Annotated in this window: 18 protein-coding genes and 1 riboswitch; of the genes, 10 read left to right on the top strand and 8 right to left on the bottom strand. The window is 39.2% G+C overall.

Translation table 11 applies throughout. The features are described 5' to 3' along the window. Positions 1–244: 244 nt before the first annotated feature. Both AC27JP_RS07560 and pyrD read left to right on the top strand, forming a co-directional pair. Positions 245–5,086, top strand: a complete 4,842-nt coding sequence (locus tag AC27JP_RS07560; protein ID WP_487113665.1) for an NAD-glutamate dehydrogenase — start codon at positions 245–247, stop codon at positions 5,084–5,086. Between the two features lie 109 nt (positions 5,087–5,195). Next, positions 5,196–6,206, top strand: a complete 1,011-nt coding sequence (pyrD, locus tag AC27JP_RS07565) for a quinone-dependent dihydroorotate dehydrogenase (RefSeq protein WP_487113667.1) — start codon at positions 5,196–5,198, stop codon at positions 6,204–6,206. Between the two features lie 132 nt (positions 6,207–6,338). Here pyrD and AC27JP_RS07570 read toward each other — a convergent pair whose 3' ends face one another. Next, positions 6,339–7,115, bottom strand: a complete 777-nt coding sequence (locus tag AC27JP_RS07570; protein WP_487113669.1) for a hypothetical protein — start codon at positions 7,113–7,115, stop codon at positions 6,339–6,341. Between the two features lie 171 nt (positions 7,116–7,286). Beyond that, positions 7,287–8,951: an asparagine synthase B gene (gene asnB / locus AC27JP_RS07575; RefSeq protein ID WP_487113671.1), complete on the bottom strand. Its 1,665-nt coding sequence runs from the start codon at positions 8,949–8,951 to the stop codon at positions 7,287–7,289. A 450-nt stretch (positions 8,952–9,401) separates the two neighbouring features. Here asnB and AC27JP_RS07580 point away from each other — a divergent pair, with 450 nt between their 5' ends. Beyond that, positions 9,402–10,589 carry a pyroglutamyl-peptidase I gene (locus AC27JP_RS07580; protein WP_487113673.1) on the top strand — a complete coding sequence of 396 codons (1,188 nt, stop codon included), beginning with the start codon at positions 9,402–9,404 and terminating at the stop codon, positions 10,587–10,589. Positions 10,590–10,665: 76 nt separating this feature from the next. On the opposite strand, the gene AC27JP_RS07585 is transcribed toward AC27JP_RS07580, so the two are convergent. Next, positions 10,666–12,318, bottom strand: coding sequence for a lytic transglycosylase (locus tag AC27JP_RS07585; RefSeq protein ID WP_487113675.1), 1,653 nt, complete (start codon positions 12,316–12,318; stop codon positions 10,666–10,668). A gap of 79 nt (positions 12,319–12,397) precedes the next feature. Further along, the gene (gloB, locus tag AC27JP_RS07590) at positions 12,398–13,207 is read right to left on the bottom strand and encodes a hydroxyacylglutathione hydrolase (RefSeq protein ID WP_487113677.1); all 810 of its coding nucleotides are present in this window, start codon (positions 13,205–13,207) and stop codon (positions 12,398–12,400) included. Between the two features lie 59 nt (positions 13,208–13,266). Here gloB and AC27JP_RS07595 point away from each other — a divergent pair, with 59 nt between their 5' ends. Further along, positions 13,267–14,019, top strand: a complete 753-nt coding sequence (locus tag AC27JP_RS07595; RefSeq protein ID WP_487113679.1) for a class I SAM-dependent methyltransferase — start codon at positions 13,267–13,269, stop codon at positions 14,017–14,019. 70 nt (positions 14,020–14,089) lie between these two features. Further along, on the top strand, positions 14,090–14,848 hold the full coding sequence (locus tag AC27JP_RS07600; RefSeq protein ID WP_487113681.1) for a Nif3-like dinuclear metal center hexameric protein: 759 nt from the start codon (positions 14,090–14,092) through the stop codon (positions 14,846–14,848). A 106-nt stretch (positions 14,849–14,954) separates the two neighbouring features. Here the strand turns inward: AC27JP_RS07600 and elyC are convergent, their stop codons facing one another. After that, a complete protein-coding gene (elyC, locus tag AC27JP_RS07605) occupies positions 14,955–15,710 on the bottom strand; it encodes an envelope biogenesis factor ElyC (protein ID WP_487113683.1) in 756 nt (251 codons plus the stop codon). Between the two features lie 182 nt (positions 15,711–15,892). Between elyC and AC27JP_RS07610 the strand changes: the two genes are divergently transcribed. Both AC27JP_RS07610 and lysC read left to right on the top strand, forming a co-directional pair. Continuing rightward, positions 15,893–16,633: a substrate-binding periplasmic protein gene (locus AC27JP_RS07610; RefSeq protein WP_487113685.1), complete on the top strand. Its 741-nt coding sequence runs from the start codon at positions 15,893–15,895 to the stop codon at positions 16,631–16,633. 224 nt (positions 16,634–16,857) lie between these two features. Beyond that, a riboswitch (Lysine riboswitch) is annotated at positions 16,858–17,058 on the top strand. Positions 17,059–17,320: 262 nt separating this feature from the next. Continuing rightward, positions 17,321–18,697, top strand: coding sequence for a lysine-sensitive aspartokinase 3 (lysC, locus tag AC27JP_RS07615; protein ID WP_487113687.1), 1,377 nt, complete (start codon positions 17,321–17,323; stop codon positions 18,695–18,697). 143 nt (positions 18,698–18,840) lie between these two features. Here the strand turns inward: lysC and queC are convergent, their stop codons facing one another. Continuing rightward, a complete protein-coding gene (gene queC / locus AC27JP_RS07620; RefSeq protein WP_487113688.1) occupies positions 18,841–19,500 on the bottom strand; it encodes a 7-cyano-7-deazaguanine synthase QueC in 660 nt (219 codons plus the stop codon). 69 nt (positions 19,501–19,569) lie between these two features. On the opposite strand from queC, the gene queE reads away from it, so the two are divergent. The 3 genes from queE to AC27JP_RS07635 all read left to right on the top strand — a co-directional run bounded on the left by queE (position 19,570) and on the right by AC27JP_RS07635 (position 21,135). Then, positions 19,570–20,244 (top strand): 7-carboxy-7-deazaguanine synthase QueE, encoded by a 675-nt coding sequence (gene queE, locus AC27JP_RS07625; protein WP_487113690.1) that lies wholly within the window; start codon positions 19,570–19,572, stop codon positions 20,242–20,244. Between the two features lie 127 nt (positions 20,245–20,371). Then, positions 20,372–20,620: a DUF3297 family protein gene (locus AC27JP_RS07630; RefSeq protein ID WP_487113692.1), complete on the top strand. Its 249-nt coding sequence runs from the start codon at positions 20,372–20,374 to the stop codon at positions 20,618–20,620. An 83-nt stretch (positions 20,621–20,703) separates the two neighbouring features. Next, on the top strand, positions 20,704–21,135 hold the full coding sequence (locus AC27JP_RS07635) for a nuclear transport factor 2 family protein (protein ID WP_487113694.1): 432 nt from the start codon (positions 20,704–20,706) through the stop codon (positions 21,133–21,135). Between the two features lie 130 nt (positions 21,136–21,265). Here AC27JP_RS07635 and pdsS read toward each other — a convergent pair whose 3' ends face one another. Together pdsS and pdsR are read right to left on the bottom strand one after the other, a co-directional pair. Then, the gene (gene pdsS / locus AC27JP_RS07640; protein WP_487113696.1) at positions 21,266–23,485 is read right to left on the bottom strand and encodes a proteobacterial dedicated sortase system histidine kinase; all 2,220 of its coding nucleotides are present in this window, start codon (positions 23,483–23,485) and stop codon (positions 21,266–21,268) included. A gap of 12 nt (positions 23,486–23,497) precedes the next feature. Continuing rightward, positions 23,498–24,220: a proteobacterial dedicated sortase system response regulator gene (gene pdsR / locus AC27JP_RS07645; protein WP_487113698.1), complete on the bottom strand. Its 723-nt coding sequence runs from the start codon at positions 24,218–24,220 to the stop codon at positions 23,498–23,500. Positions 24,221–24,249: the final 29 nt, after the last annotated feature.

Raw genomic sequence — 24,249 nt, forward strand, 5'->3', positions numbered from 1 at the left:
ATATTTTATGCATAAATAAACAAGAAAATGACCGAAAGGTCATTTTCTATTTATAACTAATGAATAAACACTTAATTGTAATCAAGCTTGTTACATAAAAGCGCAATTTTTAAAGTAATATATCTAAAATAGTACTCGCAATCACTTAAGTTTATTAATAAAATCGCCCCAATAGTCTATTCTGATTAAAAAGACTAAAAAGATACCAATTATTTCAAGCGTTTTATCCAAAAAGGAAAAAGGCATGGCGTTAGTAGACGGTTTACCTTCAGTGATACTTTCGAACGTAGCACAATTAATACAACAAAAAGTTCCAGCAGCAACAGCTCCTCTTGTTAATCAATTCGCAGAGTTGCTTTATAATAATATTTCTACCTTAGATTTAGACCACAGAAACGATAGCGATATGTATGGTGCAACGCTAAGTTTGTGGAATGGATTGAACGATCACCAAGACGATAAACCTGTTATTAAAGTGTTTAACCCACAGGTTTCAAAAAATGGTTGGAAATCTAGCCATACCATTATCGAAATTATCGTACGAGATATGCCTTTTCTAGTCGATTCTGTGCGTATTGCTTTAAGTCGACTGAATCTAACGCCTCATCTAATGTTGAATTCGCCAATTAAAATTATTCGCGATAAAAATAAAAACATTAGCCAGCTTTCAGCCGCTGTTGATCATTCTTTTAAATCGACATCTGTTGAAACGGTATTCTTTATTGAAATTGACCGTCAAAATGACGCGGCGGTGCTAGAGAACATTGCCAAAGAATTACATTCAGTGGTTAGTGACATTGCTGTTACTGTTAACGACTGGAAACCAATGCAAACGCGCTTGCGCAGTGTTATTGATGATGTTAAAAAAGCCAAGTTACCTTGTTCAAAAGCAGAGCAGAAAGAGAGTGTTGATTTTCTTGAATGGATGCTAGCAGATAACTTTACCTTACTCGGCTATCGTTCATACCAAGTGAAAACCTTGAAAGGGGACATGGCATTATCTGCTGATATTAAATCAAGCTTAGGTTTGATGAACCAATATGACGGTACCAAAGAGCGCTTAATCTCAAGTCTTAGTGAATCGGCGCGAGAAATTGCCTTAGGTAATAATTTACTTATCTTGACTAAAACTAATGCAAAATCTCGGGTACATCGTCCAGCGCATCTAGATTATATCGGCGTAAAACGTTTTGATGACAAAGGTAATGTTATCGGTGAAGAGCGTTTTGTTGGTTTGTTTGGCTCGGCTTATTACACCAACAGTGCTTTAGATTTACCTTTGATAAAATCTAAAGTTGCTGGTGTTTGCAGTGATTCTGGTTATGCCAAAGGCACCCATGCCTATAAAGCGCTAATTAATATCCTTGAAACCTACCCAAGAGATGAAATTTTGCAAAGTTCACCAGCGGAGCTATTGCAAAATGTTATGGGTATTTTCCAAATGCAAGAGCGAGATTACTCGGGCTTGTTTATGCGCCGTGATGCCTTTAACCGTTTTTACTCTTGTATGGTTTATGTGCCGCGTGAACGCTACAACACTGCATTACGAATTAATACCCAAAAATTATTACAAGAAGCGCTAGGCAGTGATGAGGAAGTTGAATTTACCACTTTCTTCTCTGAATCTGCGCAAGCAAGAACGCACTATATTGTAAGAGTTAACTCGACAAAAGCAGATATTAATGTGAAAGAAATTGAAAAGAATTTAAATCATGCCGCACGTAGCTGGGATGATAATTTGGCCGATGCCTTAAACTCGCATAAAGGCGAAGCCAAAGGCAAAGAATTAAGTCGCAAATATGCTAACTTCCCGCAAGCGTATAAAGACGAAGTGTTACCCGGTACGGCTATTGTAGATATTGAAAAATTAGAAGCTTTATCTGCCGACAACCAACTAGAAATGTTGTTTTATCAACCACAAGAAGAAGATGCCAACAGCCGCTTTGTAAAATTAAAGTTGTTCCATTCAGGTGAGCCATTACATTTATCTGATGTTTTACCTATGTTAGAAAACTTTGGTTTACGGGTTATTGGTGAAAGCCCTTATGCGGTAAGAACAGCGAACGGTGAAATTTGCTGGATTTTAGACTTCTCAATGCTACTAACGGGCAAAGGTAAGTTTAACTTAGAGGTTGTTCAAAGCTTATTCCAAGATGCATTTGCAAAAGTTTGGTCAGGACAATTAGAAGATGACGGTTTTAACCGCCTTATTTTAGGCGCAGAGCTTGGTGGTCGTGAAGTCTCTATTTTACGTGCATTCGCTAAGTATGAACGCCAAATCGGCGGTACCTTTAGTCAAAGCTATATTGAAGATACCTTTGCTCGCTACCCAAGCATTGCTGAATTGTTGATCAGTCTGTTTAACAAGCGATTCTCACCGAAAGCTAAGGCAAGTGAAAAAGTCATAGAGAAAATTTTAACGAATATTGAAACCTCACTAGACAAAGTTGCTAACCTTGATGATGACCGCATCATTCGCCGTTTTGTTGAAATGATCAATGCCACTATTCGTACTAACTATTTCCAACCGCACCCAGAAACAGGTGAAAAAGCGTATATTTCATTCAAAATTGTACCGTCACAAATTTCTGACGTGCCATTACCTGTGCCAGCATTTGAAATCTTCGTTTATTCCCCACAAGTTGAAGGTGTTCATTTACGTGGTGGTAAAGTTGCTCGTGGTGGTTTACGTTGGTCTGATCGTCGTGAAGACTTCAGAACTGAAGTACTTGGCCTAGTAAAAGCACAACAAGTTAAGAATACTGTGATTGTGCCGGTTGGGGCAAAAGGTGGTTTTGTTTGTAAACAATTACCTAGTGGCGACAGAAATGAAATTTTTGAAGCGGGTAAAGAATGTTATAGAACCTTTATTCGTGGTTTGTTAGATATTACTGACAATATTGTTGATGGTGACATTGTACCACCAGTGAATGTTGTACGTTTAGATGAAGATGACCCTTACTTAGTAGTTGCCGCCGATAAAGGTACCGCTACATTCTCCGATGTTGCCAATGCGATATCTGAAGAGTACAACTTCTGGATGGGGGATGCTTTTGCTTCTGGTGGTAGTGTTGGTTATGACCATAAAGCCATGGGCATTACTGCAAAAGGTGCGTGGGAATCAGTTAAACGGCACTTCCGTGAAATGGATATTGATTGTCAAACCACTGACTTTACCTGTATTGCGATAGGTGATATGGCGGGTGATGTATTTGGTAATGGTATGTTGTTATCTAAGCATATTCGCTTACAAGCGGCCTTTAACCATATGCACATTTTCATTGACCCGAATCCAGACGCAGCAAGTTCATACGTAGAGCGCGAACGTTTATTTAATTTACCGGGCTGTACGTGGGAAGATTACAACAAAGAGCTAATTTCTGAAGGCGGTGCTATTTTTAGTCGTCATGCTAAATCGATCAAATTAACGCCACAAATCAAGAAGATGATTGGCACGCAAAAACAAAGCATGTCTCCTATCGATCTAATGCAAGCAATATTAAAAATGCAGGTAGATTTATTGTGGAATGGCGGCATTGGTACTTACGTTAAAGGCTCTAAAGAAACTCACTTAGAAGTTGGCGATAGAGCCAATGATGCCTTACGTATTAATGGCGCAGAACTAAATGCTAAAGTCGTTGGGGAAGGTGGTAATTTAGGTTTAACGCAACTAGGTCGTATTGAATTTGCTGCTAAAGGTGGTCGAATTAATACCGACGCAGTTGATAATGCTGGTGGTGTTGATTGTTCAGATAACGAAGTTAATATTAAGATCTTACTTAATGGCTTAGTACAAAGTGGTGATTTAACGGTTAAACAACGTAATAAAATTCTTTATGACATGACTGACGAAGTTGGTGATATTGTAATTGAAGATTGTTACCGTCAAACACATTCACTTTCTATTACCGAATTACGTGGTGGTAGCCAGTTAAAAGAACAAGCGCGTTTTATTCATGAAATTGAGCGTACAGGTAAGCTTGATAGAGGCTTAGAATTTATTCCAAGTGACGAAGAAATTGCCGAACGCTTAGCCTTAAGCAAAGGCCTAACTCGTCCAGAACTGTCGGTATTACTTGCCTATAGCAAGATGATCTTAAAAGAAGAGCTTGTTTGTCCGGAAATTACCGACAACGAATATCATCAAAGCTTGCTTATCGAAGCATTTCCTAAGCAGTTGCAAGAAAAATACAGTGCACAAATGCAAGAGCATCCGCTGCGTGCAGAAATCATTGCCACTAAGTTAGCCAACAAAATTGGTAACGATATGGGCTTTAATTTTGTTAATCGCATGAAAGAAGAAACGGGTGCCACAACAGCTGAAATTGCTAATTGTTACTCTATGTCTTGTGCTGTTTTTGAATTGTCTGATATTTGGCAACAAATTGGTGACTTAGACAATAAGCTTTCAACGTCAATTCAAACGGAAATGTTATTCCAATTACGCCGTACGGTTCGTCGTGCTACGCGTTGGTTCCTACGTCACCGTAATAAATCACTTAACATTGCGCAATCTATTGAGTTTTATCATGCAACTTTTGCTGCTTTGTCGACTAACATCACATCCTTTATGGTCGAAGAAGAAGCCGCACAATTGAAACGCGTTGAGAATGACTTAGTGAAAGCTGGGGTGCCAGCACCAATTGCCTTGAGAATTTCGCTACTAAGCACTTTATTCTCGGCAATGGATTTAGCAGAGATTTCACAATCTAATGAATGTTCAATTGAGTTAGTCACGGATCTTTACTTTAAACTTGGTGCTAGACTTGATTTACACTGGTTCTTAGACCAAATTACCTCTCAGCCCGTGTCAAATCATTGGCAAGCGCTAGCAAGAGCGTCATTTAGAGAAGAGTTAGATTGGCAGCAACGCTCGCTGACTTCAGTGATATTGCATAGCAACAATAACTCAAGCAATGTTGATGAAATGTTAGACAACTGGTTTGCAGCGAGTGCTCAACCGTTAGAACGTTGGCAGCATATTCTTACCGAGTTTAGAATGGGTAAAACTCATGAGTTTGCGAAGTTCTCGGTGGCGCTACGCGAATTAATGTTGTTAAGTTTACACTGCGACACAGCAGAATAAGTGTTAAGATCCCCGCCAATGAGCGGGGATTTTTTTGTCTTCAAAGTTTATGCAAGCACGACAATTTCAACGTTGGCTTATTGTATTTATATTTAGTTAAAGAGGTATTATGTTTTACTCAGCGATTCGTAACGTATTTTTTAAATTTGATCCTGAAGCAATTCATGAGTTAACGATAAAAAGTTTTAAAGCAACTGGCGCAACACCGCTTAACTTGCTTTACAAGCAAAACGTAGCGAATAAGCCAGTAGAAGTGATGGGGATAACGTTTCCAAACCCTGTTGGCTTAGCGGCAGGATTAGATAAAAATGGCGAATGTATTAAAGCATTCGAAGCCATGGGCTTTGGTTTTGTCGAAGTAGGAACAGTAACCCCTCGCCCACAGCCCGGCAACGATAAGCCGCGCATTTTTAGACTACCAGAAGCCAATGCCATTATTAACCGCATGGGATTTAATAATAAGGGTGTTGACTACTTAGTCGATCAAGTTATTAAGGCTAAATATACCGGTGTTTTAGGCATTAATATTGGTAAGAATAAAGACACCCCTGATGAAAATGCTAAGGATGATTATATCCATTGCATGCGTAAAGTGTATGATCATGCCACCTACATTACTGTCAACATCTCGTCTCCCAATACGCCAGGTTTACGCTCATTACAATACGGCGATGCATTAAATGAACTTTTATCAGCGCTTAAAGCCGAACAAACTGCTTTGGCTGAGCAGTATGGCAAGTATGTGCCTGTCGCAGTGAAAATTGCACCAGACTTAACTAAAGAAGAAGTTGACTCAATTGCGGAATGTTTAATTGCCAATAATATTGATGGTGTTATTGCAACTAATACCACCTTAGCACGCGATAAAGTGGCGCATTTACAACATGGTGATGAGCAGGGGGGCTTAAGTGGTGCGCCAGTAAAAGAGCAAAGTACTAAAGTTATTCAACTATTAGCCACAGCATTAGACAATAAGCTACCTATTATTGGTGTAGGTGGTATTGCTTCAGGCGCTGATGCTCAAGAAAAAATCGCTGCAGGAGCTAAACTAGTACAAGTTTATACTGGCTTTATTTATCAAGGCCCAGAGTTAGTTAAAGATATTGTAAAATCACTTTAGCTATTGAACTGTGGCAGTCTAACAATTAGACAACTGCTAGTTTTGTTTAAGTTATTGTGTTTTCTCAGTAGATAAAAAAAACGGTAATCATGATTTTTGATTACCGTTTTTTTAGCACTGCTATTTATTTAGCTAAGGCTTTATTGCTGTCGATTTGTTGTTAGCAAGTTTTGCTTCGATGCTTTCTAAGCGTTCGAGTAATATTTGTAGCGTGGTATCAAATTCATTAATACTAGTGGCGGTGATCATTTGCTGTTTATCACGGCTCTTTGAATTGGCATCTAAAGTGCTAAATTGAGATGTTAACTTGTTAAGTTGATCTTTAATGGTATTGGCGGCAACAATTTGTTCTGACACAGCATCAATGGAAAATTCTGTTGCGGTAATTTTGTCGTTTAATTCGTTAATGCTCGTTGCTTGAGCTTGAACCGTATTAGTGTTTTTACCTTGTTGTTGGGCTATTTTTTTACTTTGAGAATTTAACTCTTTAATATCTTTTTGGTTCTTACGCCATGCTGAGGCCCAGAGTTTGTCCATCTCAGATAATAATAATTCAGTTTTTTCGCTAATGGCTTCGAGCTTTACTTTCAAAGCTATGGTTGACTCGCCCATTTCTTCGCCGGTTGCAGACAATTGATTTTCCAGTTGTTGAATTCTTGCCATGCTATTGTTTAAGTTTGTGGTTAAGCTCGTTTGTTGCTGATAAAAGTACCAACCACCACCGGCTATAGCGAGATAGGGGATTAATATAAGCAAAGATTTGACTAGGGAAAAGGAAGATTTATCGGCACTTTTATTAACCTTTGACTGTCCAACTTTTGCATTGTTATCAGTATGGCCACGTGACGACTTTACTTGGTCGTGGTCTAAAGTAATAGTTGGAATTTCAGGTTCTACACGATTTGACAAGAGAGAGTCCTATAAACAATAAAATGGAGAAAGTACAATGACAGTAACTGTATAATATTTAGAAAATATTGTACAAAAAAACCGACTAATATTGTCGGTTTTTATTATTACTTTTTGTAAAGAGCTGCTAATTTCTTACTTTAGTGATATTAGCAGCTAGTGTATTGACTATTAATAACTCTCGTTATGAACACTTAATACCGCTCGACCTGAAGGGTCGGCATTATTTTGAAAACTTTCATCCCAAGCCAGTGCTTCCTGAGTACTACATGCCACTGACTTTCCACCAATAACACAATCAGCCGCAGCAGCTAGTGGAAATCTTTCTTCAAAAATGCAGCGGTAAAAGTAAGCCTCTTTACTATCTGGCGTATTTACCGGGAACCTAAAACTTGCACTGGCAAGTTGTTGATCTGTTACTTGTGATTCTACATAGCTTTTTAAGCCATCAATCCAAGAGTAACCAACACCATCAGAAAATTGCTCTTTTTGACGCCATAATATTTCTTTTGGTAAGTAGCCTTCAAATGACTCGCGTAAAATCGCTTTTTCCATTTTGCCATTACCGCACATTTTATCTTCTGGATTAATGCGCATCGCAACATCCATAAAACCTTTGTCTAAGAAGGGCACTCGCGCTTCAATGCCCCAAGCCGACATTGATTTATTGGCACGAAGACAGTCAAACTTATGTAAACGCTCAAGCTTACGTAATAATTCTTCATGAAATTCTTGCGCATTGGGAGCTTTATGAAAGTACAGATAACCGCCAAATATTTCATCAGCGCCTTCGCCAGACAGCACCATCTTTATCCCCATAGCTTTGATTTTTCTCGCCATTAGGTACATAGGAGTTGATGCACGAATAGTGGTGACATCATAAGTTTCTAGGTGATAGATCACTTCTTTTAGCGCATCGATGCCTTCTTGTTCGGTAAAAACCACACTGTGGTGAATGGTACCTATACTATCGGCTACGGTTTGAGCAGCAACTAAATCTGGCGAGCCTTCTAGGCCACAGGCAAATGAGTGAACTTTTGGCCACCAAGCTTCGGAAAGGTCATTTTCTTCGATACGCCGTGCGGCAAACTTTTGGGTAATGGCTGAGATTAATGAAGAATCTAAACCACCGGAAAGCAATACACCATAGGGAACGTCAGTCATTAAATGACTTTTTACTGAATCTTCTAGGGCTTCGCGTAACTTTTCTTTGCTGGTGTTGTTATCTTTGATGGCTGAATATTTCTGCCAGTTACGGTTATAGTATTTTTTTAACTCGCCATCTTTGCTATCAAGCACATGGCCAGGAGGAAATTCTTCAACAGTTTTACAAATTGGCATTAATGCTTTCATTTCAGAGGCAACGTAAAAATTGCCGTCAGCGTCATAGCCGGTATATAACGGGATAATACCCATGTGATCACGAGCAACAAGATAACTGTTGTCAGCGGCGTTGTATAAACAAAAGGCAAACATCCCTTGCAGTTTATCAACAAAATCGCTGCCATATTTTTCAAACATAGGAATAATAATTTCACAGTCTGAAGCAGTCTGAAAGTTGTAATCTGGCGTATGTTGGTTGGCGAGTGGCTTATGGTTATAAATTTCACCGTTTACGGCTAGCACAAGTGATTTATCACTGTTATATAGTGGTTGAGCACCATGTTCAGTATCAACTATCGCTAAACGTTCGTGAACCAGTATTGCGTTATCGTTGTTATAAATGCCAGACCAATCAGGTCCGCGATGACGAAGTAAACGAGAATATTCTAATGCTTTTGGACGCAGTGCATCGGCATCGGCTTTAATATCTAATATACAAAATATCGAACACATTGAAGTGCTACCCCTTTATATTTAAAAAATGTCAAATTGTGAGACTCATACTAAGTCGAAATTGCTAAGTACAAGTGCGCTTGTTTAATTTCTTAGCAAATAGACGTGGCTTACCGCTGGAAGTAATTAAACACTGCCCAATCACTTTGACAGCATTTGATAAAAAATCAATAGTATTTTTACTCTAAATTTACAAAAAGGTTATAAAGGTGTGAATATTCTTTCAAATTGTTATCGTTTTGCTGTCAACGGTATGCGATGCATGGCGTAAGGCTAACTAACTGTAAACAAGCAAGTGTTAACCGCTATCAATTTGGCTCTAGGTATTTATTTCCAGCTTGATTAAATCCATACTGGTTTTAATATTTAGCTTACATTAGTATGAGAATAGCAATTAAACAATAGTGTTTGAAATAGTCCGATAACATTTTGACAACAATAAGAAATTTCATGCTAAAAAATTTTAAAGTAATTCACATCAATAAACTCATTCTCGCTATGTCACTTGCTTTAAGTAGTCATACTTATGCTGAAAGCATCGACTTGACGAAGATCACCGTTGAAGAAGCACGTATTTCAACAGCGCATAAGGCCATTCCGGATGTTGCTGGACGTTTAGCTGATCGAGTTGATTTATTTTCACAGCAAGTTGCGCGTGCGGATAATTACACTGTGCTTACACAATTAGTGTTACGTCATGCTGCGGCACTTTGGCGGGACGCGAAGACTTCATATATTGAATTAGCCGACTATGACGACCGTCCTTTATATTGGTCGCGTTTGCAAATGACCAAAGCGTTGCGCTCTTCTAAAGGCTTTGCCAAGTTATTTCCAAACCAACAGCAAAAGCTGTTATGGACGTTTGAGTTATTGTCTCGTGGTCAAGTCGATGTCGAATTTGATAAAAATGCCGATAAGAAAATTTTGATCACAGGTTTTGATCCATTCTTTCTTGACCGACATATCGACCAAAGCAATCCATCAGGGGTCGTGGCATTATCACTAGATGATATTGTTTTAAGTGTAGAAGGTAAAACTGCGGAAGTTGAAGTGCTGATTGTCCCTGTGCGCTTCACCGATTTTGACCAAGGCATGATTGAAGAACTCTTAACACCATATGTTGCAGGAAAAGAGATTGATATGGTGCTCACCGTTAGCATGGGGCGGGAAAACTTTGATTTAGAGCGTTACCCGGCTTTACGCAGAAGTGCTAAAGCACCAGATAACTTAAATGTATTTACTGGCGCGTCAAAAGACCAACCATTGTTACCGAAGTTAAAATCAACAGAGCTAAAAGGACCTGAATTTGTTGAGTTCAGTTTACCAATTGACGCGATGCAAAAAGCGGCAGGAAAGTATCAAGTCAATGATAATCGCAAGGTTAGTACGTTGGAAAAGTCGTACGCTGCACAATCATTAGCTGAAATAGTTAACAAGGTTTCGGTAAGTGGCTCAGGAGGCGGTTATCTTTCTAATGAAATTTCTTATCGTAGTATTTTATTACGCAACAAATATAACCCGTTATTACCGGTAGGGCATATACATACGCCGAGAATAAAATCATTTAACCAACAAGTGTTAATGGATGTTGTTAATCAAACTAAGAACATTATCAGCCAAGGCGTTGCCGAGCTATAGTCGTTGTCTAACACTTTCATTTAGACATAAAAAAAGCGCTAGGTATTAGCGCTTTTTTTATTGTTTAGCTTTAACACTAAATATTATTGGTTACATCAACCGATAGCTTTAACATTTGTCCAGGTTGCAAATATTTACTGCGTTTAAGACTATTCCAACGCTCGATATCGGTAATGCTGACGTTAAACTTGTCTGCTATACGGGCAAATGAATCCCCCTTGCGAACACGATAGGTAATATGGCGCATAATCGCTTGCTCATTCGGGATTGCTTGATTTTTTACAAGCTTGCTTACGGAAGTTTTTTGCCAAATCACTAATTTTTGCCCAGGCTTAATGGTATCTCTTGGCGCCATACCATTCCATTTGGCAATGCTACGAGTTGAAACATTATAACTGCGACTTAAATCCCACAGCGTATCACCAGACTTAACGATATGAATACGTTTCTTGCCGGTAAGCTCTCTATTTTGTGTTTTGGCTAGACGTTGATCTTGCGATAAGATATAGCTGTCTAATGAGGCTGTGGCAACCGGAATCAGCAAAAATTTACCGGCTCTTATTTGATTGCCTTTCACTTTATTAATTTGTCTGATCAGGTCAATTTCAGTATTAAATTTATTGGCAATTAAGCCTAAACTATCGCCACTTTTAATTTTGTATCGTTGCCAGGCTAACCTTTCTTTTTTGTCAAGTTTGTCTAGCTGCTGCTGAAACTGCGCAACTTTATGATTAGGCAATAGCAGGTAGTGTGGACCATCAGGATCGGTTGCCCAACGGTTGAATCCAGGATTTAATCGTTGCAATTCGGTTAACGACAAATCAGCTAATTGTGCGGCTTTTGCTAAGTCTAATTGTGAGCCAATATCTACTTGCGTTATAACCGCTTTATTATCAATTTTATGCAGTTTTATTTTTAGCTCGTCATTACGCTTTACAATATCAGCAAGTGCTAATAATTTAGGGACATAGGCGCGAGTTTCTTTCGGTAAATCTAAAGACCAAAAGTCAGTTGGCTTATTTTTCTTTTTATTATTTCGTACCGCACGTTGAACACGACCTTCGCCAGAATTATAAGCTGCGAGGGCTAACATCCAATCACCATCAAAAAACTTGTTTAAGTATTTGAGATATTTTATCGCACCTTGGGTGGAAGCAACGACATCACGTCGTCCGTCGTACCACCAATTTTGTTTCATACCGAAGCGCTTGCCTGTGCCTGGTACAAATTGCCACATGCCAGATGCACGACCATGCGAATAGGCGAATGGGTCAAATGCACTTTCAACAATAGGCAATAAAGCGATTTCTATTGGCATATCATTCGCTTCGAGTTCTTGGACGATATAATACAAGAATGGCTCTGCACGCTTAGCAACCCTAGTTAAGTAGTCAGGGTGTTTAACAAACCAGTTTCGCTGGTTGGCGATTCGACGATTTTCAGGCACTTGAAAGTTAAGTTGACTGCGTATTCTTTGCCAAACATCATTGGCTAAATAGTTTTCTTTTTCGCTATTACCAAGATCAACACTCACATCTGCAATTGGATGAATGACATCAATTGCTTCATCGACTAGCAGCGCTTGATTAATTTCAACAACCGACGCAATATCGATAACGATTTGATTTTCTTGGTTAGTCTCGGGGTTTTCTGGCTTACTTTGACTAAGGCTTGATTGACAGCCTGATAACATAAGGGCCGCGGCAATTGATAACGATATATACTTCATGAAAGATCTATTTAAATTTACTTGCCGCCAGTTTCACTTATTTAGCGGGCTAATTCAAGATTTTGCTATAAAAAAGCAACTAGAAGTTATCTTTCCAAGCCCTTATTATCGTAAATGCAGACAATGGATCTGTTACTGACTTACCACTAAATTCACTGGCGCTGGCCATTAAACTCTCTCGATGACAACGTAAAAAAGGATTGATCATTTTCTCTTGTAAAATAGAGGTAGGAATTGTGGCAATATTTTGCGTGCGCTTTTGTAATACTTGGTTGTAGTAATAAACAAGTTCACTATTACTTGGCTCAACCGTTAAGGCAAAATCTAGGTTGGCCTTAGTGTATTCGTGTGCACAATAAACATGAGTCTTCTCAGGCAAGGAACTGAGTTTCTCTAACGAATTCAACATTTGCGCAGCAGTTCCTTCAAATAATCGACCACAACCACCGGAAAATAAGGTATCGCCGCAAAACAAGCTATCTTGTGTCAAATAGGCAATATGTCCACTAGTATGTCCAGGTAGTTCGATTACCGAAAACTCGAGCGCTAAATCATTTAATACAAAGGTAGAATGCTCATTTAATTTAATATCACAATGTGGAATGCTCTCGTTTTCAGGGCCATAAATGGTTAACGGCCAGGCGTTATCTTGGCAATATTGTACGAGCTTATTTATACCACCAACGTGGTCGCTATGATGGTGGGTGATTAAAATGGCACTGAGCTGTTTGTTGTTTTGTTCAATATAATCAATACAAACGTCAGCGTCGCCAGGATCGACTATTGCTAATGCAGGTTTGCTCTGTGATGAAATCGCCCAAATATAATTATCAGAAAAGGCTTTTATCATGGAAACTTGCATTTTAGAGGTGGTTTGACTTTGCAGCATGTGCGGCTCCTGAGTATACTGAAAGGATGATTATACTCACTTTTTTACAAGTTTAAACTATGAAGCCAGCACTATCGTTTAGGCACCCCAATTTACCCAATTCATGGTTGGATCTCCCGAATGGCGGATTAATCGTAAAAAATATTGATCAAGTTTTAGCGTCATGGTGGCCAAAGTTTTTCGGCTATCATTTGTTAAAATTAGGGGCTTTAAGTGGTGAAATAGATAGTTCATCAAGTCCAATTAAACATCAACTGACCTTAACCAATCAAGCAAATGCTGCTGACATTATTGCTGAGGTTGACGATTTACCTTTGCTGGAGCACAGTGTTGACGTTTGTGTTTTGTCGCATGCATTAGAGTTTTCTCTCGACCCACATCACGTGGTGCGTGAAGCCAATAGAGTATTAATACCTAATGGCTATTTAGTTATCACAGGCTTTAACCCCTTTAGTTTAGTGGGCTTTAATAAATTTATTCCATACCGACGTAAACAAACACCTTGGAATGAAAGGCTATTTTCTCCGATGCGAGTGAAAGATTGGTTGCATTTGATGGGCTTTGAAATACAGCTAGATCATCGCTTTTTACATTCGTCATTGTCTGGACAATATAGTGAAGGCATGTTCAGTGCTCAGTGGCGGAAATTCGCCGCGCGCTATTTTCCAAGTTTGGGCTCAGTTTATGTTATAGTGGCGAAAAAAAGAGTGTTACCGCTAACGCCAATTAAAGCGAAATGGCAACTGAGGCCCCGCTTTGAGCCGGTTAAAGTGCCAACAATGAATTCTTCTAGAAAGCAAAATCATAAGTAATTTTGTATTTAGTCTAACGAGACGAAATACAAAGGTGTATTAATATTCCAAAGATAGGTGAAAACAAAACATGCAACGTCATGAATTTGAAAATTATCTCAATAGCTTACTGAAACCAGAGCAAATCAAAGACTTTTGCCCAAATGGTTTACAAATTCAAGGTACTGAACGCATCAATAAAGTGATAACCGGTGTAACCGCAACACAAGCACTTATTGAACAAGCGATTAATGAAAAGGCTGATGCCTTAGTGGTGCATCATGGTTTCTTTTGGAAAAATGAGAGCTATGTTATCCGTGGCATGAAACATAAGCGTATTAAAGCCTTGCTTGACCATGATATAAATTTGTTCGCTTATCATTTACCGTTAGATATTCATCCAACCTTGGGCAATAACGCACAATTGGCGAAATTGTTCGCCATTGAAAACGTCGCTCCATTAGAAGTTGGCAATGAATTAAGTGTGCCTGTGCGTGGTGACTTTGCTTCGCTATTATCAGCCGAGGCATTACAACAACGCATTAGCGAACAATTGAACCGTACGTGTTTACATATTGCTGCACCGTCAAATAAGGCGATTAAAACCGTGGCTTGGTGCAGTGGTGGTGGTCAAGGTTATATTGAGCTTGCTGCAGAGCTTGGTATTGATGCCTTTATAAGTGGTGAAGTTTCAGAGCAAACCACCCATGTTGCCCGAGAAATGGATATTCATTTTTACTGTGCCGGTCATCATGCAACTGAGCGCTATGGCGCTAAGGCATTAGCACAACATTTTAATGAAAATTTATCAGTAGAAGCTAAGTTTATTGATATTGATAATCCGGCCTAAGCGTAAATTTATTAACGCTTTTAGTTAACCACTAACAAATGCCTGTAAGCTACTGGTTAGTGGTGATCCGTTTTCGAATATATTTTAAATACGATTATTTCTTATACTATAAACTTTTAAACCACTGAACAATACGGCCTAATGTTTCATACCATGCGGTCGAGGTTTGCTGTAGTTTTCTCGTACTTGGCACGTAGTATTGCCAAGATTTATGTTCATCTTCTTTAACCCATGGACTAGCAGGGGCAGGGATGGCATTGACGCCATACATTTCAAAATACTTCATTGCCCGTGGCAAGTGGTTAGCGTTGGTGACTAGTACAACATTTTTATTACGCACACGTGGCGCAATAAGCTCGGCTTCTTCTTCTGTATCTTGTGGAAAGTTTTCAGTAAGTATTTTGTTTTCCGGTATGCCTAATAATATTGCTGCTTGTTTAACCTTCTCGGCATTAGAAGTTTCATCAATACCCGCATAACCTGAGGTAATAATTTGTGCTTCTGGATGAATGTGATAAATACGAATTGCCTCGACCAAACGCTCTAAAGAGCATGACTTTAATTGACTCGTTGCCGGTAAACTGTGAACTGTGGTATGAGAACACCCTAGTACCACAATATAATCAACAGGATCACTACTGCGAGTAAATGCTGGGTAGTTATCTTCAAGAGGCGCCATCAAACTGTCTGATATCGGTGAAAGGGAACTAATAGTTAATATGGCGGTTGCAGTTACAAGAGCATGCAGGCTTAATTTAGGTTTACGACGAAAAAAAATAATCGCGATAAATAATAATATAATGATCACACTCAGCGGCATAATAAGTGAGCTAATAATTTTTTTTAACAGGAATAAATCCATAAATAGGCTAACCTTAACATTGAATGATAAGATGATATCAAGTTAGTTATCAGGCAACTAGGTAATTAGTTACAAATAATTGCATCTTTTAGATGCACAATACTCTTATCAATGACGTTACGTTATATTCTATGAGAAGCTGTGTATTGCGAGTTACTAAATTACTATTGTTAAGTGTGCTATTGATATCGTCAATCGACAGTGTTGCCAAACAAGTGTCGCAGTACGAGATACAAGTTGTTACCGAGTTATTAGAGCCATATCAAGTCTATAATCACGACGGTACTTTGGGGGGCTTTTCAACTGACGTTATAAAAGCATTACTTCAACAAGCACAGTCGACAGCAAAAATAGAAGTGATGCCTTGGGCTCGTGCCTACAATACCGCGCTATACTCAGAAAATGTCATGATCTACTCCATTACTAAATCGGACAGCCGAGATCGAGATTTTTTATGGCTTGGAGAAATTTTTGAAGAAAAGCTCTGCTATTGGACACTTCGCCATAATGGTTCTGAAAACAAGTTAGTTGATAAGGCTTTAAAAGATAAAGCATTTTCCGCCCCCAGATTTTCTATCAGTGCACAATATTTATTAGACAATAATTTTACTAATGTTTACTTAACGTCAAACGAAGAACAAAGTATAGAAATGCTGTTTCTTGGTCGGGCTGATTTTATTCTTGCGACGGAATATTCACTAAGATTAGCAGCCAGAAAACTCGGCCTTGATCTTAGTAAAGTAAAGCGAATGTATGAAAATAAAGTGATCTCGAATCCCTTGAGTATAGCCTTTGGCCTCAATACAGATAGAGAAATTATCGAACATTTTCAAGCGGCATTTAGCGAAATTAAGCGTAACGGCACATTAGGTAAAATCACCCAAAAATGGAATATTGAAAGATTAGCACAGCGCTGTAACTAACTATTACTCGCTAGATGCTGCAGAATTTACGTCCACACCTTTAAAATGCATTTTTTATAACTAAATTAATCGCTATCTTAATTAAATTTGTTTAGACATCTAAAAGTCTATTGACCTGGTTAATCAAATGGGGTTAAATAGCGCTGTAGTAAATTAGAACTTTTACTCAATTCAATTCTTATCGCTAGTGGTAAGAATTTATTGAAGAAAGAGTTGCTATTTTACTCACCAGAAGAGGTGCAATTGCCAGGTAGGTAACACGAGGAACCACATCCGTTGATGGTTACTAATGGGGACAATTGCCGAGAATGTTGATATGGGTGGCATATCGCATTCGGTCACTAGGGCTGAATCCTTAGGGCTGTCACCGCAAGAAGGGGCTTTTAATAGTATTTTCTTGATTTGGGTGGAGAGCTTCTGGCTGAAAAGTACCGCCTGAATAATGAGTTTCCTCAGCCATTATTCACTCTACGCTCAGTCATGCTCTTCCTGTTTTTTATTAGCTTATTTTATGCAGTTTATTTTAATTAAATTGATGGTAATTGGGCTATTAGGGAGAATTTTTATGTTAATATCTCAGCAAATAAATCATAGTAACGCATTGGTTGTTACGTTAATGGCTATGTATCTGCAACAAATTAGTAATTGCGCTACATTCGTTCAATCTCGACTTCATGGAGAACTTGCATGTCAGTAGTGGTAAATCAAGCAAGCGCTGATGAAATTACCGTAGCAAAGTTTGGCGGTACCAGTGTCGCCGACTATCATGCCATGCTGCGTTGCGCAGAGATTATTAAAAAAGATAGTTGTAATCGCCTGGTCGTTGTATCGGCTAGCGCAGGGGTTACGAATCACTTAGTTAGGTTGAGTCAAGAAAATGTACCTGAGCAAGAACGCGCTGATATCATTGCTGATATTAGCCGTATTCAGTTTGCTATTACCCAACATTTAGCCTGTCATCAAGCACTCAACTTAGAAATTGAGCAGCTATTAAATGCCTTAGCACTATGCGCGCAGCAACAAGCAAATCAACATTGTTTACAAAACAGTGATGAAATTCTCAGTTTTGGTGAGCAAATGAGCTCACGTATTTTTGCCCAAGTTTTGCAAAGTATTGATGCGAACGGTCATTATTTTGATGCTCGACAAGTGATGAAAACCGATGATTTATACGGTAAAGCACAAGTTGACTTACAACAATTAGCAGAAAATGCCCAAGAACTGTTGTTACCGCAATTAGCGGATAAGATTATCGTTACACAAGGCTTTATTGGTAGTGATGAGCAAGGGAATACGACAACATTGGGCCGTGGCGGCTCAGACTATAGTGCGGCATTACTTGCCGAAGCTATTCAAGCCAGTAATTTAAGTATTTGGACTGACGTGGTCGGTATTTTTACCACAGATCCTCGCATTACCGAGCAAGCTCGTTCAATTAATGAAATTAGCTTTGGTGAAGCGGCTGAAATGGCGACCTTTGGCGCTAAAATTTTACACCCAGCAACACTTATTCCGGCAATGCGGCAAGATATTCCTGTTTTTGTTGGTTCCAGTAAAGAGCCTGATGCTGGTGGCACTCGAATACAACGACAAGTGGACTCTAACCCAACTTATCGCTCAATTGCCTTGCGTCGCGAACAAACTTTGGTAACGGTGAAAAGCCCGGAAATGCTGCATGCCAGTGGTTTTTTAGCGAAAGTCTTTACGGTATTAGCAAAGCACCAATTAAGTGTTGATTTGATCACCACTAGTGAAATTAGTGTTGCCTTAACCTTTGATAACCCATTAGGTTCAACTCAGGCTTTATTGACTAAAGCTGTGGTGGAAGAGTTAGAACAGCTTTGTGAAGTGAGCGTTGAACACGGTTTAAGTTTAATTGCGGTGATCGGTAATAAAATTCATGGTACCAAAGGTGTTGGTAGCAGTATCTTTGATAAGGTTAACGATTTTAATATACGTATGATCTGTCATGGCGCCAGCGATCATAATCTATGTTTTCTCGTGCCTGAAGAAGATGCTAGTCAAGTAGTAGAGCGCTTGCACGATACCTTGTTTACCCATTAATTTTACTATTAATTTCCGCTGAGTAAAAAATAATAAGGGGACATTCATTGTCCCTTTTTTATGTATAGGAAGTACGGTATAACGCGGTCACATGGATGTGAAAGAGCGCATTTGGTCACTATTTCTATATATTGTGCTATTTATTACGCTTCATAAGCTAATGGGTCGGTGGCATTGTTATCAGCGAATGCTTCTAAGCGTTCTTGGCAAGCGCCACATTTACCACAGGCTTTTTCTCGGCCATTGTAGCAAGTCCAGGTATCGTCATAACGTAAGCCCATTTTTAACCCGTCAGTTAAAATGTCAGTTTTCGTCACGTTAAGGTACGGGCTGAAAATTTCAACCGCTTCATAATTAGCTATTTGGCAAACGTCATTCATTTTCATTACAAATTCAGGGCGACAATCAGGGTATATGGCGTGGTCGCCAGAATGCGCGCCGTAATAAACTTGTGACGCTTTCACCGACACCGCGTAACCAACAGCTAATGACAGTAAAATCATATTACGATTTGGCACTACGGTAGACTTCATGCTTTCTGCTTCATAATGACCTTCTGGAATGTCAATATCATCAGTTAATGAAGAACCGGCAAGTAATTGATTGATAGCAGAAATATCGATAACTTTATGAGCAACCCCAAGTTGTTGACAAACTTTGCTGGCGCAGGCAATTTCCTTGACATGTTTTTGGCCATAATCAAAAGTTAATGCATAGACTTCTTTACCGTCCTTAAGGGCACGATTAAGAACGGTGAACGAATCCATGCCACCGGAAAAAATTACCACAACTTTATTACTCATATTTGTCTATCTCTTGGGGTATAATAAAAACTTGCGCATTCTACTCGAAATTATCTAAGCATTAAAGTAATGACCACACGTTATAAAATAAATGAATTGTTTGAAACTCTGCAAGGTGAGGGCTCTTTCACCGGCCAACCATCGATTTTCCTCCGTTTACAAGGTTGTCCTGTTGGCTGTTCATGGTGCGATACCAAGCATACATGGGAAATTCATCCAGAATTAGAAATTTCTAGTCAACAATTATTAACTAAATCAGAAGAAACTGAGCAGTGGTCAAATTTATCGCTAGACGATATTGCTAACGTTTTTTTGCAGCAAGGCTATAAAGCAAAACATATAGTGATCACCGGTGGCGAGCCTTGTATGGTTGATTTAAGCCAGTTGTGTGAATATTTTGAAGCGAAAGGCTATAGTTGCCAAGTAGAGACTTCAGGCACTTTTGAAATTCGAGTTTCACAAGATTGTTGGGTGACAGTGTCGCCAAAAGTCAATATGCGTGGCGGTTACGACATTTTAGCCAGTGCTATGCAACGGGCTAATGAAATTAAACATCCAATTGCTACCGAGCAACATGTAGATGACCTGAAAGCCTTACTGGCTAGGTTTAAGGTAGAAAACAAACCAATATATCTACAACCGATCAGCCAAAAACAACGAGCAACGGAACTAGCGATTGCCACCTGTATTGAAAACAACTGGCGTTTGTCGGTACAAGTTCATAAATATATCGGTATTGAATAAGCATTGCGTACATAGCGACGAATAATCGTTAATGAACGCAACTTATTGATAAACTCCGTAAGAGTTGTTGAGGGTGGGGTTTATATTGTCTAGAATAGCGCACTTTTATTAAAATCAGGTCATTATTATGAACGATACTAAATCATTACCAGACTTACCCGATCGTCTTTCAGGGAATCCACGTAGCCCACACCATGTAGCAGAAATTTTTGAGCACAACATTGGTATTCGTTTAAACGGCAAAGAACGTACAGATGTTGAGGAGTACTGTATCAGTGAAGGATGGGTGAAAATTCCTTCGCCTAAAGCCTTAGATCGTCGCGGACAACCGTTACTCATGAAAATGAAAGGTACCGTTGAAGCATATTATAGTTAATTACTTTACCCGCTTTTATTTACAGCACATGTAAGCTAAGTATTAGCTGCCTGCTTTGACTGAATATCTACAAAGGATAGGTTATGAATGCTTTAAAAGTTTTATTATTCGCTTTATTTATAGTTGTAGCGTTAGAAACTCAAGCCAGTGAAGCAGAGTCGAACCACTTAGCTACAGTCAAGCATTTCATGATAGCGTTCAATGCGCAAGATAGCCTTGCGATGGCAAAACATGTCACTGACGATATTGAATGGTTAAGTGTTGATGGTACAAAAGTTATTGTCGAAGCGAAGGGCAAGCATGATTTGATCAAAAGTATGAATGCATATTTTAAATCTTGCTCAACGTGTCGCTCAACGTTATCGAGTGTTATTTCAACACAAAATCGCGTCAGTGCTGTTGAAATTGCTAGCTGGCAAGGAGCAAGTGGACTTAATTCTCAACGCGCGCTTAGTGTCTACGAATTTTCAGACGAAAAAATTATCCGTGTTTACTACTTTCCGGCGGAGAAGTAGTAAACAATATTGCTATTAACGGATGATTTATTGCGGTTAAATTTACCCGCTAAAAGTGTCAAATAACAGTGTAATAACTGCACTGTTTTCAACCTTTCTATCGTTAAATTTTATAGTGTGAGAATGACCGTTATTTTATTAACGGCAAAGTGATCACCACATCTACACCATTACCTAAAGTGTTATTAACCGCTCTAATTGAACCGCGATGAAATTGGCAGATCAGCCGAGCAATATATAAGCCTAAGCCTAAATGTGGTTGTTCGTTGTTATGTTTTTGCCTAATAGACACCATAGAATCAAAAAGCTGTTCACTCATTTGCTCAGGTAATAACTCTCCATTATTTTTAATGGTGATGGTGCATTCTTGCGCTTGCTTGCTAAATAGTAGTGCTACTTTTTTATCGTCACAAAACTCAACCGCGTTGGCGATCACTTTATCGAGTAGTTGGGCAATATGTTCAGGCGAGCCATTTAGTTGAAGCTTTCCTTGTGGAATATGGGGACAGGCAAATTCAATATCTTTATAAATAAGCTGATAACCTTGTATGCAACCATTGATCACTTCACCAATATCAAACTGAGTTTGTTCGGTGTTTTGCAATATTTGCTCGATGCGGGTTGCTTCATTCATGTTAGTTAAAATAAGACTCAACCGTTCAATACCGCGTTGTGCTCGGGTTAAATAAGGGTTTTCAGCTTCTTGGCTTTGTTGTTCAATGTTGTTATTCGAACTTTGATGTTGCATCGCCAAGGTTTCTAACGACGTGCGAACTACCGCAATCGGGGTACGCAATTCATGTGAAAGCCGTGAAGACATGTTTTCCAAATAGTGGTTATATTGTCCGAGGCGGTTAACGGCGGTGGCAAAGCTGCGAGAGAGGTCACCAATTTCATCATTGGTTGTTGAAGTGTCAACATTGCCACTTATTCTGCCGTGCTCATCAATGGCTAATTCAGCTTGGTTACTTAAAGTTCTAATACGATTTGAGATCCGAGAAGCAAATAAGAAAAACGCTAATGCGCCTAATAGCATAATGGCAAGTATTGAACTAAACAGTTTTTCAAGCGCTTGGTTTCGTAAGGTACGAATGCCGTTAGTGGTTTCTTCTACTATCACCACACCTTTAACACTTTCATCGATAAATATCGGGTAGGCGGCCGACAACACAACCGCTTGTTGATCTGTAGATAAACGCCATTGCGACATAGGGTTACCACTTAACGCGCTTTCGATATGTTTACCCGTCAAGTTTTCCGAATCATATAATTGGTCAATAAAGTTACGGGGTGGCTGAGTAAGAATTTTCTCGTATAAAGGTTTTAGCCAATTTTTTTCAACACTATACCAAGCATTTATTATGGCGTTGAAGAAAATATTATCTGAAGAGGTATCGACTGTCTCGTTACTATTGACACGTTTATTCCAAACGCCACTGGCTTGTTTAATATCACCGGTTTTAGCGAGCACTCTATGATGCTGATCAACAACCCAAATACTTGAGTTGGTATAGCTCATGCCTTTAACAATGCGTTCAATTTCAGGAGAGGGCACTAAAATAGTTCCTAGTGTATCTGCAGAGCTTGGATCGGCAGAGCCCAGTGAGGCAATTACTTTGCCTAAGCTGCGATCTACGTCGTGTACGGCAAAGGCGATATGGTCGTTAAATTCAGTCAGAGGAATACGGATTTCCACATTGTAGCCTTGATTAGTATCACGCCAATGGCCCTGAATTTGTGTCGCTGGCACTGGAATATCGTTTAAGGTGTCGGTAATACGATAAGCGTCAATCCAGCCGGTGGTTTTATTGCTGATAATAAAGCGACTAAAAACACCATCAGGGTTAATAAAAGCGAGTTCAAGATGATCATTATTGACGATACTGCGGGCATTACTATTGCGGTAAATGACTTCGTTATCGTTTACTGAAAAATATAAATACAGGTACTTACCATAAGTGCCAACCGCTGCGGTAAAATTAAGTGACAGTTGCTCTGGTGGCAAATGCGTATAAAGCTGATTGTTTTGTTGGTAAAAATGGCCCTTATTGGCAAAGTCTGGCCAATCGTTGTTTAAGCCATCGAGTTGAATAGGTGCAGATAAGCCATAACTGTATAAGTCTTTACCTTTTTCAACGCTCGGCAAAAAACTTGCCTGATTATTAAATAAGTTCGCCCGTTCATGCATGGCTGTAGCCAATGCTCTCGCCGTGCCAATAATGGTTTGCTCTTGGCCATAACGTAGGTATTTTTCCATTTCCCAAACATATTGATAACCAAACCAAGGAATGGTGAATAAAAAGCTTGATAATAAAAGCAGCTTACTTCGTAAGCCAAAGCGCCATTTCATTGTTATTACTCGTTATTGGCCTAATTCTTCTACTGATTTTTCATGTGCTTGGTTCCAGCGATAGCCCATGCCATAAACCGTATCAATACAATTGAAGTTGGCATCTATGCGTGTGAATTTTTTTCGAATCCGTTTTATATGAGAAGTAATGGTTGAATCATCGACATAGATTTTTGAGTCTTGCATTAACTGACTTCTGTTTTTTACATGGCCTGGGTGTTTTGCCAAAGCATAAAGCATCCAAAATTCAGTAATGGTTAAATCAACCATATGCTCGTTCCACTCAACTGTCATACGCTGGCTATCGATAGTTAATGCGTCAAGCTTGAGTAAATGATCCGTTTGTTGTGGCTTGCCTAAGGCGTCTTGTCGACGAAATAGCGCTGCTATACGCGCCGCTAAATGTGGCAAACTGATATCTTTAGTTAAGTAGTCGTCAGCGCCAATTCTTAAGCCAGAGACCGTATCAACGTCACTATCACGGGCGGTTAAAAATATTATCGGCAAGGTATTCGATTTCGTTCTTAACCACTGGCATAGCTCAAAACCGGCATCATATTCATGCTCTAAACCAATATCTAGAATTGCTAAATTCGGTAAGCGTAACGTAAATGCTTGCATAGCAGTGGCTTTATTTGGATAAGTTTGCACTTGATAGCCCTGTAAACGTAGAGCATCTGCGTAGTTTTCTCTAATTGCTGCGTCATCTTCAACAATTGCGATCCGTTTTGACATTTTAAATGATTACCTTGTTATGAACTGCC

The organism is Colwellia sp. SU-HH01172 (assembly GCF_057553355.1).